Raw genomic sequence first — 12,894 nt, 5'->3', positions numbered from 1 at the left:
CCCACCGTCAACGGCCCGCCGTCAGCCGTCAGCCGTCAGCCGTCAGCCGGTGAAACGATCCAGCAGCACACCGCCGCTGTACGTCACCGCCATCGCCAGCAGCCCGCCCGCGACATTGCGCCCCACCGCCCGGGCCGGACCGGCCCCGCCCATCCGGGCACTCGCCCAGCCCGACAGCGTGAGCGCGGCCACCACCGACACCACCGTCACCGGCAGCCGCCACGCCTGCGGCGGCAGCAGCACCGCCAGCAGCGGCACCAGCGCGCCCAGCGTGAACGCGGCCGCGCTGGCCAGCGCCGCCTGCCACGGATTGGTCAACGCCTCCGGGTCGATGCCGAGTTCGGTCTGCGCGTGGGCCGCGAGCGCGTCCCGCTCGGTCAACGCCACCGCCACGTCCCGGGCCAGGTCGTCCGTCAGCCCGCTGCCCCGGTAGTAGTCGGTGAGTTCGTCGAGCTCCCCCTCCGGGTCGTCCGCCAGCTCCCGCCGCTCCTTCGCCAACGCGGCCCGCTCGGTGTCCCGTTGGGTGCTGACCGACACGTACTCGCCGGCCGCCATCGACATCGCCCCCGCCAACAACCCGGCCACCCCCGCCGCGAGCAGCGCCGTCCGCGAACCGGTCGCGCCCGCCACACCCGTCACGATGCCGGCCGTCGACACCACGCCGTCATTGGCCCCCAGCACCGCCGCCCGCAGCCAGTTCAGGCGCGCCGACAACTCCGCCCGTGTCTCCCCGGCCTGCCCAGCCATCGCCCACCACTCCCCGACACCTGACCGACCCCCCGATCCTCACCCACCACCCACCGCCCCGCCACCCCGCCGACCGGACACCGCGCGTCAACGGCCGGGCCGCACCACCCGCCGGCCCAACACAGGCGCCAACGCCTGCCGTAGATCCTCCGGTCCCCGGTAGAGCACCCCGGTCATCCCCAGCGCCACCGCCGCATCGACGTTCTCCTGCCGGTCATCGACGAACAGGCACCGCTCCGGCGCCACCCCGGCCCGCTCCGCGGCGATCTCGTAGATCCTCCGCTCCGGCTTGGCACTGCCCACCAGGGAACTGTTCACCACCTCGTGCGCCAGCTCCGTCAACCCCAGCCGCGCCAGGTCCTCGTCCAGCCACACCGTCGCATTGGTCACCAGCACCACCCGGCAGTGCTCCCGCACCTGCCGCAGCAGCCCCACCGCAACCTCGTCCGCCCAGAACGGCGAGTTCGCGAACGCCTCCGCCAGCCCCCGCGCCTGCGCCTCCGACACCCGCCCGACCAGCCCGCGCGCGATCGACTCCACCCACTCCGCCTTGCCGATCCGCCCCAGCAACAGCGGCAGGTCGTTCTCCGGCGCGAACCCGACTCCCGCCGTACTCCCCTCCCCCACCCCCGCCGCCCGCTCCAACGCCGCCACCCCGGCCCCGTCGAAGAACCGGATCACACCGTCCACGTCACACAGCACCGCATCAAACGCCCTGGCAGTCATCCCGCCTCCCTACCAGCAGCAGCACCGCACCCCGAGACCGGGGTACGGGGTAGGGGGTACGGGGTGCGGCCGGCGCTGACGGGGCCCACTCTTGGCCCTCGGCAAACCCCGGCCGACAGTTGGGCCCGGGTCTCCCCCGGACCCCGGAAAGACCGGGGGGCAGTTGCCCTACGGAGCTGGATCTCCCGGCAACCGGCCGCACCAGGCCGACCGCAACCCCCGCCACCGACAACGCCCGAGGACCGGCCCCGGAGGTGAGTACCTCCCGGACCGGCCCTCGGCGCGCTGGTGGGCGCGGACGGTTTCGAACCGCCGACATCTGCTATGAAAGCTCGTTCGACGCCCCGGGCAGGCTTGGCGAAGCCGCACGCCCCTCCCGGTAGCCGGGCGCTGGCAGCCTTCCTTGCCGTCTGTGTCCACTGGTATTGCCGTCAGGGTCTGCCGTCAGTGAGGGCCCGGGACTCCCAACCCAACCGGGTGCGACCTGACGGTCAGTCGACCCCGCGATTATCCGACTTGACGTACCGTCGGATCGTAAGTAAATCTCTTCCTGCGTCGATCCGCGTCGGCGCGGCGTACGACACCTGGACCCCCAAATCCGGGTGGCCCTCAAGGGGCACTGCGACCCGACCGGCGATCCGGACGGTGAATGTTCGTACTGCTGCCAGACGTGGCAGGCGCCACGGAGTACGCACCGTCAGTTGACGGAAGTTCCCTCCGTGGGCGGACGAAAATTCTCGCCTTCGGGCGTCGCACCGCTGAAGCTGTCGCAGCACTCGGCTGCACAGCAGCGTCACGATGGGCAAACCCAGTGACCGAGCACATTCCGCTCTTCCGTGAGCCGCACGACCTCCAGCCCCGCATCGAGCTTCCCGCTCAGGCGGGTCACGACCTCGAGGCTCTCAGCATCACCCGCCGGCCGCTGCCGTTGCCGGAGATGCCGGCCACCGCCGCGTCGCGGAAGGTCGCCTTGCGGCTGGAGAAGAACCCGCGCACCAATCTCGACGAGGACGCGCGTAAGGCCGCCGCAGCCCTGCAGGTCGAGCCCGAGCGGGCCGCCCTGCTGGTCACCGCGCAGCCCAACGGCGTCTCGCTGCTCAGCGAGGTGGCCGTTCCGGGTGGTGCCTTGGACGTAATCGAGTGCCGGGCCTGGGCCCGGATGCTGTTCCCGCTGTACCAGCCGCGCATCGCGGCCCTGTCGCTGTCGGTGCCGGCGCCCCGTCTGCTGGACGAGCAGGACGGGAACGGTCACCCGCTCGCCCAGGCCCAGTGTGTGTTCTCCTCCCCGAAGGAGCTCGCCGAGCTGGTCCGCGAGACGGTGGTCAGCACGCTGAACACCCCGAAGTCCGACTACTCGGACTCGATCATGCAGCGCGGCGTGTCCGAGCCGCTCCTGGTCATCCTGGTCCGGGTCACCTTCACCGACGGCTCGCCCTCCCGCGTGCTGCCCGTCGTCGTGGACGGCATCTCCCGGCTCTCCTCCGCCGCGAAGACCCGCACCGCCCGGAGCAACGAGGGCACCGGCGACGCCGTGGTCGAAGACCTCCTGCGCGACCCCAACAGCCTGCGCCGCGCGGTGCGGGACGAAGTCGTCACCTACAACACCGCCTACCAGCGCGGGCTGACCGACCAGGTCGTCCGCGTCGGCCAGGCCACGACCGTACCCGTCCGCCTGGTCGTCGGCGCCCACAACGGCAACACCCCGGAGGACGGCCAGTGACCAACCAGACCACGACCGCGAACCCGCTCGCCCCGGAGAGCACCTTCTCCTTCGTCACGATGGTGGAGAACCTCGTCGCCGGCGAGCACCTCGAGAAGAACCCCTGGACCCAGGACGCGATGTGGCACAACATCGCCAACCAGGTAGTCGATGGGCTCGTCGCCCGCGGCATGCTGACCCGGCCCCAGGGCGACATCGTCACCGGGGTCACGCCGCTCGCCGACCTCCCCGACCTGATCGGCTGCCCCGACGCCTCCCCCATCTGGCGCGCGATCTACACCACCCACCGCCTCACCAGCGGCGCCAAAGCGTTTCGTGCGGCCAAGGCCGAGATCCGCAACATCATGGCCCGCCGTGCCGTGACGACCAAGCAGTTCAGCTTCATGCTCGGCGTCATCGTCGACCGGGACATTCGCAAGTCCAAGAGCCGCAAGGAGAAGGGCAGCCACAAGCCCGCCTCTCTCCAGACCGCCCGCAACGCCTTCGGGGACGGCGGCTACCTCACCGACGCCGTGGCCGGCGGTACTTGGGCACCGGTCTACAAGGAGCCCACCGAGCTACTGGAGATGGCGCTCGCCGGCGACGTCGCGGCCCGGACCACGCTGATGATCGGGGGCGGCTACGCCCTGATCATGGACGGCTACCTCACCCGGGACCGCGAGTCCAAGTTCTTCGAGGGCACCACGCCCTACCGCGGTGTCCCGCCGGTGATCCTCGGAGACCTCGCCAGCCACCCCCACGGCCTGCGGATGCTCGCCACCGCATGGTCGCGGTGGGACCCGGAGCAGCCCGCCCACGAGTACAACATCCCCAACATCAACGAGGATGGCGGCGTCGTCATCCAGGGGCAGGCCGTCGAAACCCTCCAGGCGGTGCGGCTGACCGAAGGCCGGCTCTTCGAGATCGCCAACCGCGACAAGGCGATGGCCGGCTTCCTCAAGCAGCAGGAGAGCCGCCGCGGTCGGAACATCGCCGATAGCCCCGAGGACCGCGACCGCGACAACCGGGAACGCCTCGCCTACGCCCTGGAGATCGCCAAGGACGCCGCCGCCGAGCTCAGCGCGTCCACGGTCCCGCCGCCGCCCCACCCCTTCGGTACCCACGACGAGTGGACGAAGGCTCGGGATGCCGCGCTCCAGGTGTATGCCACGCTCGTGAAGAACGAGCCCGACACCCAGGCCGGCTTCATCGACAGTGATGACCCGGACAGCAATGAGGACGAGTCGTACTAGTCGCAGGACCTAGCGTTCGTTGACCATGGCGCCGGCCGGCATCCTGCCGGCCGGCGCCTACTTTCCACAGGCCGAGCGGGTGAGCTCGCCATCGGAAAGTGATGTCAGCACTCGTCGGCCAGTCGCTCCGCGCGGTAATTTCCAGGGACTCACCACGGCGTTCTTCCCTGGTGTAGCTTCATTGGCAAGATGAGGAAGCCGCTGCCTTCGAGGGCAGTGAAGGCGTGTCGTTTATGAAGCCTGGAGTGGCGCAGTTCATGGCTAGCCCTACAAGCACGACCGAGATGTTGATTCAATATCGCCAAGAGGTTGCAGACCTAAAGCAGCGAATCAAGAATCGGCGACTCCAGGTTGCGGGCCTATACGGAACCGCAATCCTGCTTGCACTCACAGTCCTTTCCTGGGTGCTCATCAGTAATATATTCTGGCTTAGCTCCAAGGCCCCAGGTGAAGTTCATTTCATTTTCTTCGGAGTCTCGGCCGCACTGGCTGGCGCAATCGCCCTCCAGGCGACGGCCGAATTTCACGAAAATTACGCAATTTGGGCGGATCGCGGCGTTTCAGTAAGGAAACTTAAGCTTGATCTAGAGCTTGCCGAGGAACGCAGGGTTCTCGAAGCTAGAAGTTCAACTCCAGAAACGCTCAATCGCCAGGCCTCATATAAAGAACGGCTCCCCGGCGAGGTAGCTCGTCTGCGCAAGGAGTCACGCCACTACCGACGCATACACCTGCTAACGCAGTGGGTAGTCTTCATCAGCTCAGCTTCGGTTAGTGCCGTCACTGCATGGTATGACCCACCTCAGCCTGGGAAAGGCGTTCTAATCGCTCTGGGCTTCATTGTCACAGTCGCCACCGGCGCTACTGGCTACTTTAAGCCTCGCGAGCGGGCTTTCAATCTTCAACAGACTGCCGACAGCATTGAGCAGCACTCCACCGCACTTGATCTGGGCATCAGTCCGTATACTCAGGACGAGGCGACGAATCTCGGGAATTTCGCAGCCACGGTGGAGGGCATACGCGCCGACCAGCGAATGCGGGAGCAACAGCTCGACCAGCCATTCCAGGGGCAGCAAGAGGTAATTTAGAAGCCACGTGGTGCGATGGCATCCAGGCGCCCTGGCCGAACTCCTTGAGTGGCGACTCGAAAAGGATTTGGCTCGGCAGCAATTGCTCGGCATGCATCATTGCCTGAGCGTTGGCTAGCCGCCTTTGGGCTGCAAGCTCACCGACCCACGCCCCCTCCTTCCCCCAGCGCGAAGGCGCCCCCATGCTGCTCCTGCGGCTGGGGGCGCCTTCATGTCTGCGCGTATCCTGACCTGCAGGTTCCTCATGATCGTTTGGGGGAAATTTAGGAGGAGAAGCCCTGTGGCGAGACTGTTCAAGACTGTGGTCAAACTGCTGCAACGACTGAGGCCCAGGTCGGGATCATGGTCCTGACCTGGGCCTCAGCTTGCATTTCAGCTGTTCACGAGGTGGGCGCGGACGGTTTCGAACCGCCGACATCTGCTTTGTAAGAGCAGCGCTCTACCACTGAGCTACGCGCCCCCAGTCGTGGCCCGGTGGGCGCACGACGAGTGCCTAGGGTACCTGGTCCCGGGGGGTGGTGGGGGCCAGGCGCCCGGGTGGGGTGGGGGTGGGCGGTACGGGGCTGGGGCCGTGGTGGCGGCGGCGGTGGGGAGTCCGGGTGGCGTGCGGAGGGGGCGGGGCACGGGCGGGGAGGCGGGGGCGAAAGGGGTGGGAGGGGGTGACGGGTCGGTGGGGTGATCGGGGAGAATGGGGGCCGGATCAGCGGGTCGGAGCAGGGAGCGCGCAGTGACGGTGGCCGGCGGGAGCGGGCGGGGGCGGCGTCGGGCGGGGAGTGCGCTGGCGGACGCGCTGGTGTTGCCCGTGGTGCTGGCGGGTGCGCTGGGGGCGGTCGGCCTGGCGTCGGCCGGGACCGGCGGCTGGTGGGGCCGGCGCGGCGGCGGGGAGGGCGTACGGGCGGGGGCCAGGGAGGCCCGGGCCGCGGCGCAGGAGGCGTTCTACGAGCTGGAGGAGACCCAGCGCGAGGTGCAGCTCGCGGTGGAGACGGTCCGTGCGGCGGAGGACGGGCCGACGACGCAGCGCGCGCTGGCCGATCTGGCGGCGATCTCCGGCCGGGTCGACCAGGTCACCGTGAACTACCTGGGCGCGCTCGACGCCCACAACCTGGACAGCGAGACCCTGGACGCGGGGGCGGCCGCGCAGGCCAGGCGCCAGCTGGAGGACGTGAAGGGCCAACTCGGCTCCGCCCGCGCCGAACTGAACGACTTCCTGCGCCGTCTGCAGCCGACCATCCAGCACGCCGAGCAGCAGCTGATGCGGGTCACCCCGGCGGTCGAGCAGGCCAAGCGCGCGCTGCTCACGGCCTCCAACGCGCTGGACGAGGCGCGCGGCGCCGGCCTGCGGGCGGACGACCTGGCGGCCCGGCTGGCCGAGCTGGCTCCGGAGCTGGGGCGGCTGAACGAGGGCCCGGCCCGGCACGGGGTGGCCGGCACCCTGCAGCGCGCGGACGACGTGAAGCAGCGCGCCGAGGCGATCGCCGCCGACGCCGCGCAGCTGCCGGAGCGGGCGCGCGAGATCGACCGGCGGGTGGCGAGCCTGCGGACCCGGATCCAGGCGCTGGAGACCAAGGCCACGACGGTCGAGCCCGCCCTGAGCGAGCTGCGCCGCCGGTTCAGCACCGCCTGCTGGCAGGATCTGCAGCGGGTGCCGGACCAGGTCGCGGAGACCGGGCGCGCCGCCGAGCGCAAGCTCGCCGAGGCCGCCCGTGCCCGGGACGAGCAGCGCTGGGCGGACGCCACGGCCGCGATCGGGACGGTTCGCGCGCTGCTGGACGCCGCGGACGGCTCGGTGGTCGCGGTGAACGACCGGCTGCGGCAGCTGAACGAGGTGCAGCACGACCCCAACCGGGAGATCGAGCGGGCCCGCTTCGCCATCCGGGACGCGCAGCGGCTGGCGATGGCCGGGCGCAGCGCGCCGGACCCACGGCACGCCGCCCCGCTGGACGAGGCGGTGGCCCGGCTGGACCGCGCGGTGGCCACGCTGGAGGCGGCCGGCCGGCACCCCGACTACTGGGTCTTCCTCACCGAGCTGGCGGCGGTGCGGGAGACGGCCGCGCAGGTGATCGGGCTGATCCGCGGCGACCTGGGCGGACACCACTAGCCGGTGACCGCGGGAAACCGGCGGGGTCACCTCGGTACCCTGCCGGTATGCCACGCTACGACTTCCGCTGCCGCTCCTGCGGCGCCACCTTCGAGCTCCGCCGTCCGATGGCGCAGTCCGGCGACCCCGCCGTCTGCCCGCAGGGCCACGAGGACACCGTGAAGCTGCTGTCCACCGTCGCCGTCACCGGCGCGGCCGCCGGCCGACCGGCCCCCGCCCCCAGCGGCGGGGGTGGGGGCGGCTGCTGTGGCGGCGGCTGCTGCGGGGGCTGACCAGGGCGCCGACCAAGGCGCTGGCCAAGGCGCTGGCCAAAGCGTCGGCCACAGCACTGGCCAGAGCGCGCTGCCCAGGACGGCTAACCCGCTGTAGCCCCCGCCAGGAACCGTCGGACGATCTCCTCCCCCGCCGTCACCCCCACCTCTTCGAGGGCGGTGACGCCGGGGGCCGTCCAGCCGCTGTCCGCCAGTTCGCCGTGCCCAGGCCGCCACCCCGCGTCCGCCGCGAGCAGCAGGTCCGCGTCGAGCAGCGAGTCCCCGGCCGCGAGCACGGTGGTCGCGCCGCCGCGCCGTACGACCTCGGCGAGGGCGGCGCTCTTGGTGAGCGGCGCCGGGACGGCGTACACCTTGCGGCCCTGCAACGAGACCGCCCAGCCGCGCTCGGCGCACCAGCCGGTCAGCTCCTCCAGCCAGCCGGCCGGCAGCGCAGGGCGCTCGACCACCAGGTAGGCGAACAGTTCGTCGGCGACACGCCGCTTGTGCGTCCACTCCGGGTCGGCGCACAGCGCGAGCCGCCGGACGACCTCCTCCAACGGGGCCGAGCCGGCGGCGATCCGCGCGGTGATCTCGGTGCGCCAGTCCCGGTCCGGCACGCCGTCCACCAGCAGTTGCCCGCCGTTGGCGCAGATCGCGTACTCGGGGACCCAACCCGCGGTCGGGCCGGGCAACTTGACCCGCTCGTACTGCTCCGGCGTCCGGGTGGTGGAGGGGACGAAGCGGGCCTGCCGGGCGAGGTCGGCGAGCAGTCCGGCGGCCCGTTCGGTCATGTAGGACAGCGGCCGGCCCTGGTACACCTCGACGCAGAGCAGCCGCGGCGCGAGCCGGTCGGGAACGTCCAGGGCGAGGGCCCGGTCGGAGTAGATCAGCGTCCGGTCGAGGTCGCTGGCCACCAGAACACCCATCAGGACTTCCCCTCCGTCGCGGACACCTCGGACACCTCGGACACCTCGAACGTCGCAGACACCACAGACACCACAGACACGTCAGGCACCTCGGGCACCTCGGGCACCTCGGGCACCTCGGACGCCACGGACCGCCCGTCGGCCCCGGTCGCCCCGCGGCTGTAGCGGGGGTGGATCAGGCCGACGCAGGTGTACGGCAGGCCGTCCACCTCCTCGACCTCGACGCCGCGCTGGGCGGCGAGCAGCCGGACGTGGTCCAGGTCCGCACCGGCGCCGCGACGGGCGAGGATCCGCCAGGGGACGCGGCGCAGCAGCACCCGGGTGGTCTCGCCGACGCCGGGCTTGACCAGGTTGACGTTGTCGATGCCGTACTCGGTGCTGATCCGCTCGACGGCGGCCCAGCCGGCCCAGTCGGGCGCCCGGTCCGGGTCGGCGGACAGCCGGTCCGCACCTTCGACCGCCGAGGCGCGCACGTCGCCGAAGCAGGAGGCCACGGCGTCCAGGAAGGCCGCCGAGACGTCGCTGCCGGCCAGCCCGGTGTAGTGCTTGGCCCCGTGGAAGTCGTCCGGCCCGATCAGCCCGGCCCGCAGGACGGTGCGCGAAACCAGCCCGGACACCGTGGAGTTGAGGCACGCGGACGGGATCAGGAAGTCGTCCCGGGTGCCGTACGTGCGCACGCAGCGGCCGGGGTCGGCGAGCACCGCGAGGTCCGGGTCGAAGCGGGTGCCGGCCAGCGCGTCGGCGAGTTCGCGGGTGATCGCGCCCTTGCCGGTCCAGCCGTCCACGAACACCACGTCCTCGGCCCGGTGGTGGGCGGCCAGGTACCGCAGCGCGACGGGGTCGATGCCGCGGCCCCGCACGATCGAGACGGCGTAGTGCGGTACGGACAGGCCGTGGGCGAAGGCCAGCCAGCGGCGGATCAGGATGCCGACGGGTGTGCCGGCCCGGGCCAGCGAGGCGAGGACCAGCCCGGGGCCGCGCTCGCGCAGCAGCGTCTCGGCGACGGTGCCGACGGCGAGCGCGATCCGGCGAGCGGAGCCGTGCAGCGCCTGGTGGAACAGCTCCTGGTACTCGGGGCTGGGCTGGTACTCGACCGGCAGCGACTCGGCGTAGTGCGCGCCGCCGTTCTGCACGGCCTCCTCGCGCTCCTCGGTGGGGGCTTCCAGGGCGACCCCGGTGAGGTCCTTCAGCAGCCAGGCCACCTCCTCGGCGCGGTACGAGGAGAACTCCGGCCCGTACAGCGGCGTCGGCAGAGCAGCAGCCGACCCGCCCGACCCGTCTGACCCCGCCGAGCCGCCCGACCCGCCCGACCCGCCCGCCCCGGCCGGCAACGCCACCGGTCGGTGCGAGGGCAACACCGCGAGCACCACCCGGTCGGTGACCTCCCGCAGCCGGGCCAGCAGTGCCCGCCCGCCCCGGTGCAGCGCCGGGGTGTCGGCGACGTCGTCCACCACCAGCACGATGGCGTCGAAGCGCCGCGCCGGGTCGGTGCCGGGGGCGACGTTGTACGCGTAGCGCTCGCGCGAGGCGGCGTCCTGCGGGTCGTCGTGGGCCGGGAAGGCCAGCCGGGTACGGATGGCGTAGCCGGGGTCGTCCACCGCCAGGACTGGCGAGCGGGTGGTGGTGGAATACCGGACGCGGTCGCCGCCGAGCTGCTCGGACAGGGTGTCGGCCAGGCGCAGCGGCGCGTACATCAGCTCCTCGAAGCCGAGCACCAGCACCCGCTGCGCCTCGGCGGGCAGGGCCTCGGCCAGTTGCCCGGCCAGCCGGGGCAGTACGGCGTCCAGCCGGGCGCGGTCGCGGACGGTGAAGCCGTGCCGGCCACCGTCCGGGAGTCCGGCGGGCCAGTCCAGCTCGACCCGGACCAGCGGCGCGGGGTCGGCCACCGAAAGCACGCCGCCCACCGGAGGCGCATCACCCCCCGGGGCCACCTCACCCCCCGGGGCCACCTCGCCCGCCGTCGCCGCCGCGATCAGCCGTTCGGCCCGCTCCAGGATGTCCTCGGGCAGCTCGACGCCGCCGCTCGCGGTGGCCACCAGGTCGAGCCGGACGCCGAGTTCGGCGGCGGCGTCGGTGAGCCGGTCCCGGTCGGCGGCGGAGCGCAGGTCGACCAGGGCGACCACGACGTAGTGGTCGCGCGGGTGGCGGGCGTGCAGTTCGCGGATGGTGTTGAGCACCGTCCGGCCGGTCGAGAACTCGTCGTCCACCAGCACCAGCGGCCCGTCCCCGGCGAACAGGTCGGGGTCGGCCGGGAGCAGCAGGTGCGAGGTGGCGTGCGAGTGCTCCTCCTCGAAGCCGCCGAGCGGGGGGATCCCGGGCACCGGGCGGCGGGTGGAGTGCAGGTAGGGGGCGTCCAGGCCGTCGGCGACGCTGTGGCCGAGGCCGGTGGCGGTCTCCGCGTAGCCGAGGACGACGGCCCGCGCGGCCGTCTCCTCGCCGAGCAGTTCGCGGACCCGGCGGCCGAGTTCGAGTCCGGCACCGTGGACCACCGAGGGCCGCTGTGGCACGTGCTTGCCGAGCACGTTGGAGACCAGCAGGTGTGCGCGCTTGCGGTTCTCCCGGAGGGCCAGGCCGACGAGTTCGGGGAGGCGCTCGGAGCCGGTCAGCGTGATCCCGGCCCGGTCGGCGACCCAACGGCCGGTCCACGTCTGCGGTGTTGCTGTCACTGCTGGTCCTGCCTTCGGTGGTGCGATGGTGCGTTCGTCATTTTCTGGCCCGTCATCCATAGCCCGTCGTCCATAGCCCGTCGTCCACGGCCCGTCGTCCACGGCTCGTCGTCCATGGCCCGTCGTCCCCGGCCCGTCATCCACGGCTCGTCCTGTCCGCCGTACGGAAACTCGTCCTATCCGCCGTAAGGAAACGGGAGGCGACGGCTCGCGCTCAGCCACGCGAACAGCCTCAGCCGCACAAGCAGGCCGACAGCAGCTCCGCGAAGCTCACGTCCTCCTGGGCCACCCCGAACACCTCCGCCCGCAGGAGCACCCGCTCCGCCCAGGCGCGGTGCGGCCGGGCCTCGTTCATCTTGTTGGTGTACGCCGAGCGCAGTACCCCGCCGCCGTCCTGCTCCTGGCGGAGGATGTCACGGGCGTCGCAGTACTCCTCGTGTGTGACCACGGAGAGTGCGTGCACGGCGGGCACGTGGCTGGGGTGGATGCAGGTCTTGCCGAGCAGGCCGTTGGCCCGGTCGAGTTCGACCTCCCGGATCAGCCCGTCCAGGTCGTGCTCGATGATCCGGCGGCGGATCTCCTCGCCGGAGGCCCGGACGGTCCCGACGGCGGCGCCGAACGAGGCCTCGGTGAACGGGGTGCGGCGCAGCTGCGGCTTGAACATCCGCTCCTGCACGGGGAAGTACTCCCAGACCGGGCCGGTGACGGTGTGCCCCGTGCCGTCCGCCCGGCCGAGCACGTTGACCACGTCCCCGATCACCGCCGCGACCAGCGCGACGTCGTACGCGGTCAGGTCGGGCGAGCGTCGCAGGCCGTAAGCGGAGCAGAGGTCGGTCACGCCGAGGCGGACGGCGAGTACCCGCTCCCGGTGTCCGGCGAGCAGTTCGGCGATGCCGAAGAGCTGCTCGCGCCGGGTCTCCAGGTGGGCCAGCTCGGGCGATTCCAGGACGGGCATGGCGAAGAGCCGTCGCCCGGTGGCGGCCTCGGCGGCGGCGAGTGCGGCCAGGTAGGCGCCGCCGTTCTCCGGGGTGAATTTGGGCAGCACGAAGCCGCTGAGCAGCTCGACGGCCGGACCGAGCCGCTGGGCCAGGTCGGGAATCTGGGCGGCAGCGCGGACTCTGATGAAGAGCAGTGGGTGACTCTGTGCGCAGTCGGTGAAATCCTTGACCAGGTCATTCAACTGCTCGACCAGGTTCCGCTCCCCGGCGTCCACCTCGTGGTCGGCGATCGCGTCCTCGAGGCAGAGCACCATCGACACCACGCCCCGAGCAGCCTGTTTGCGGATGTCGGCGGCGAGTGCGGGCCTGGTGGCCGGGCTGTAGAGGGTGCCGCCGAGCGCGGTGGCGAGCACCTCGGGCTCGCTCTGCGCGGTGAACGCGCGGGGCTGCTCCAGGAAGAGCCGGCCGCGTACGTCCTCGGCGAGGTGGCCGAAATGGCGCAAGG

10 protein-coding genes and 1 tRNA gene are annotated in these 12,894 nt (G+C 71.6%); 5 read left to right on the top strand and 6 right to left on the bottom strand.

Annotated elements, in window-relative coordinates:
- Window positions 1-42: 42 nt before the first annotated feature.
- Both ACZ51D_RS18010 and ACZ51D_RS18005 read right to left on the bottom strand, forming a co-directional pair.
- The gene (locus tag ACZ51D_RS18010) at window positions 43-747 is read right to left on the bottom strand and encodes a VIT1/CCC1 transporter family protein (RefSeq protein WP_465620285.1); all 705 of its coding nucleotides are present in this window, start codon (window positions 745-747) and stop codon (window positions 43-45) included.
- Between the two features lie 87 nt (window positions 748-834).
- Entirely contained in the window at window positions 835-1,473 is a 639-nt protein-coding gene (locus ACZ51D_RS18005; RefSeq protein WP_465620283.1) for an HAD family hydrolase, read from the bottom strand.
- An 811-nt stretch (window positions 1,474-2,284) separates the two neighbouring features.
- On the opposite strand from ACZ51D_RS18005, the gene ACZ51D_RS18000 reads away from it, so the two are divergent.
- From ACZ51D_RS18000 to ACZ51D_RS17990, 3 genes are all read left to right on the top strand, one after another.
- Window positions 2,285-3,193 (top strand): hypothetical protein, encoded by a 909-nt coding sequence (locus ACZ51D_RS18000; RefSeq protein WP_465662767.1) that lies wholly within the window; start codon window positions 2,285-2,287, stop codon window positions 3,191-3,193.
- Complete coding sequence (locus tag ACZ51D_RS17995; protein WP_465662765.1) at window positions 3,190-4,425, top strand: hypothetical protein; 1,236 nt, start codon at window positions 3,190-3,192, stop codon at window positions 4,423-4,425. Before ACZ51D_RS18000 ends, ACZ51D_RS17995 begins: the two co-directional genes overlap by 4 nt.
- A 245-nt stretch (window positions 4,426-4,670) precedes the next feature.
- A complete protein-coding gene (locus tag ACZ51D_RS17990) occupies window positions 4,671-5,510 on the top strand; it encodes an SLATT domain-containing protein (RefSeq protein WP_465662764.1) in 840 nt (279 codons plus the stop codon).
- A gap of 388 nt (window positions 5,511-5,898) precedes the next feature.
- Here ACZ51D_RS17990 and ACZ51D_RS17985 read toward each other — a convergent pair.
- Window positions 5,899-5,970, bottom strand: a tRNA-Val gene (locus ACZ51D_RS17985).
- A 228-nt stretch (window positions 5,971-6,198) separates the two neighbouring features.
- Between ACZ51D_RS17985 and ACZ51D_RS17980 the strand changes: the two genes are divergently transcribed.
- The gene (locus ACZ51D_RS17980; RefSeq protein WP_465662762.1) at window positions 6,199-7,608 is read left to right on the top strand and encodes a coiled-coil domain-containing protein; all 1,410 of its coding nucleotides are present in this window, start codon (window positions 6,199-6,201) and stop codon (window positions 7,606-7,608) included.
- A 47-nt stretch (window positions 7,609-7,655) separates the two neighbouring features.
- Window positions 7,656-7,880 carry an FmdB family zinc ribbon protein gene (locus ACZ51D_RS17975; protein ID WP_465620279.1) on the top strand — a complete coding sequence of 75 codons (225 nt, stop codon included), beginning with the start codon at window positions 7,656-7,658 and terminating at the stop codon, window positions 7,878-7,880.
- A gap of 83 nt (window positions 7,881-7,963) precedes the next feature.
- Here ACZ51D_RS17975 and ACZ51D_RS17970 read toward each other — a convergent pair whose 3' ends face one another.
- The 3 genes from ACZ51D_RS17970 to ACZ51D_RS17960 form a co-directional block, all read right to left on the bottom strand.
- Window positions 7,964-8,785 carry an HAD family hydrolase gene (locus tag ACZ51D_RS17970; protein WP_465620277.1) on the bottom strand — a complete coding sequence of 274 codons (822 nt, stop codon included), beginning with the start codon at window positions 8,783-8,785 and terminating at the stop codon, window positions 7,964-7,966.
- Window positions 8,785-11,511 carry a phosphoribosyltransferase gene (locus ACZ51D_RS17965; RefSeq protein ID WP_465662760.1) on the bottom strand — a complete coding sequence of 909 codons (2,727 nt, stop codon included), beginning with the start codon at window positions 11,509-11,511 and terminating at the stop codon, window positions 8,785-8,787. The genes ACZ51D_RS17970 and ACZ51D_RS17965 overlap by 1 nt, the downstream gene beginning before the upstream one ends.
- A gap of 172 nt (window positions 11,512-11,683) precedes the next feature.
- Window positions 11,684-12,892 (bottom strand): HpcH/HpaI aldolase/citrate lyase family protein, encoded by a 1,209-nt coding sequence (locus ACZ51D_RS17960; RefSeq protein ID WP_465620273.1) that lies wholly within the window; start codon window positions 12,890-12,892, stop codon window positions 11,684-11,686.
- Window positions 12,893-12,894: the final 2 nt, after the last annotated feature.

This window comes from Kitasatospora sp. NPDC033851, from assembly GCF_055576085.1.
This window is presented reverse-complemented; position numbering and strand designations above follow the sequence as displayed.

Coding starts and splice junctions, on each gene's coding strand:
- ACZ51D_RS18010 (WP_465620285.1), bottom strand. CDS start 747: ATGGCTGGGCAGGCCGGGGAGACACGGGCGGAGTTGTCGGCGCGCCTG.
- ACZ51D_RS18005 (WP_465620283.1), bottom strand. CDS start 1,473: ATGACTGCCAGGGCGTTTGATGCGGTGCTGTGTGACGTGGACGGTGTG.
- ACZ51D_RS17980 (WP_465662762.1), top strand. CDS start 6,199: ATGGGGGCCGGATCAGCGGGTCGGAGCAGGGAGCGCGCAGTGACGGTG.
- ACZ51D_RS17975 (WP_465620279.1), top strand. CDS start 7,656: ATGCCACGCTACGACTTCCGCTGCCGCTCCTGCGGCGCCACCTTCGAG.
- ACZ51D_RS17970 (WP_465620277.1), bottom strand. CDS start 8,785: ATGGGTGTTCTGGTGGCCAGCGACCTCGACCGGACGCTGATCTACTCC.
- ACZ51D_RS17965 (WP_465662760.1), bottom strand. CDS start 11,511: ATGGATGACGGGCCAGAAAATGACGAACGCACCATCGCACCACCGAAG.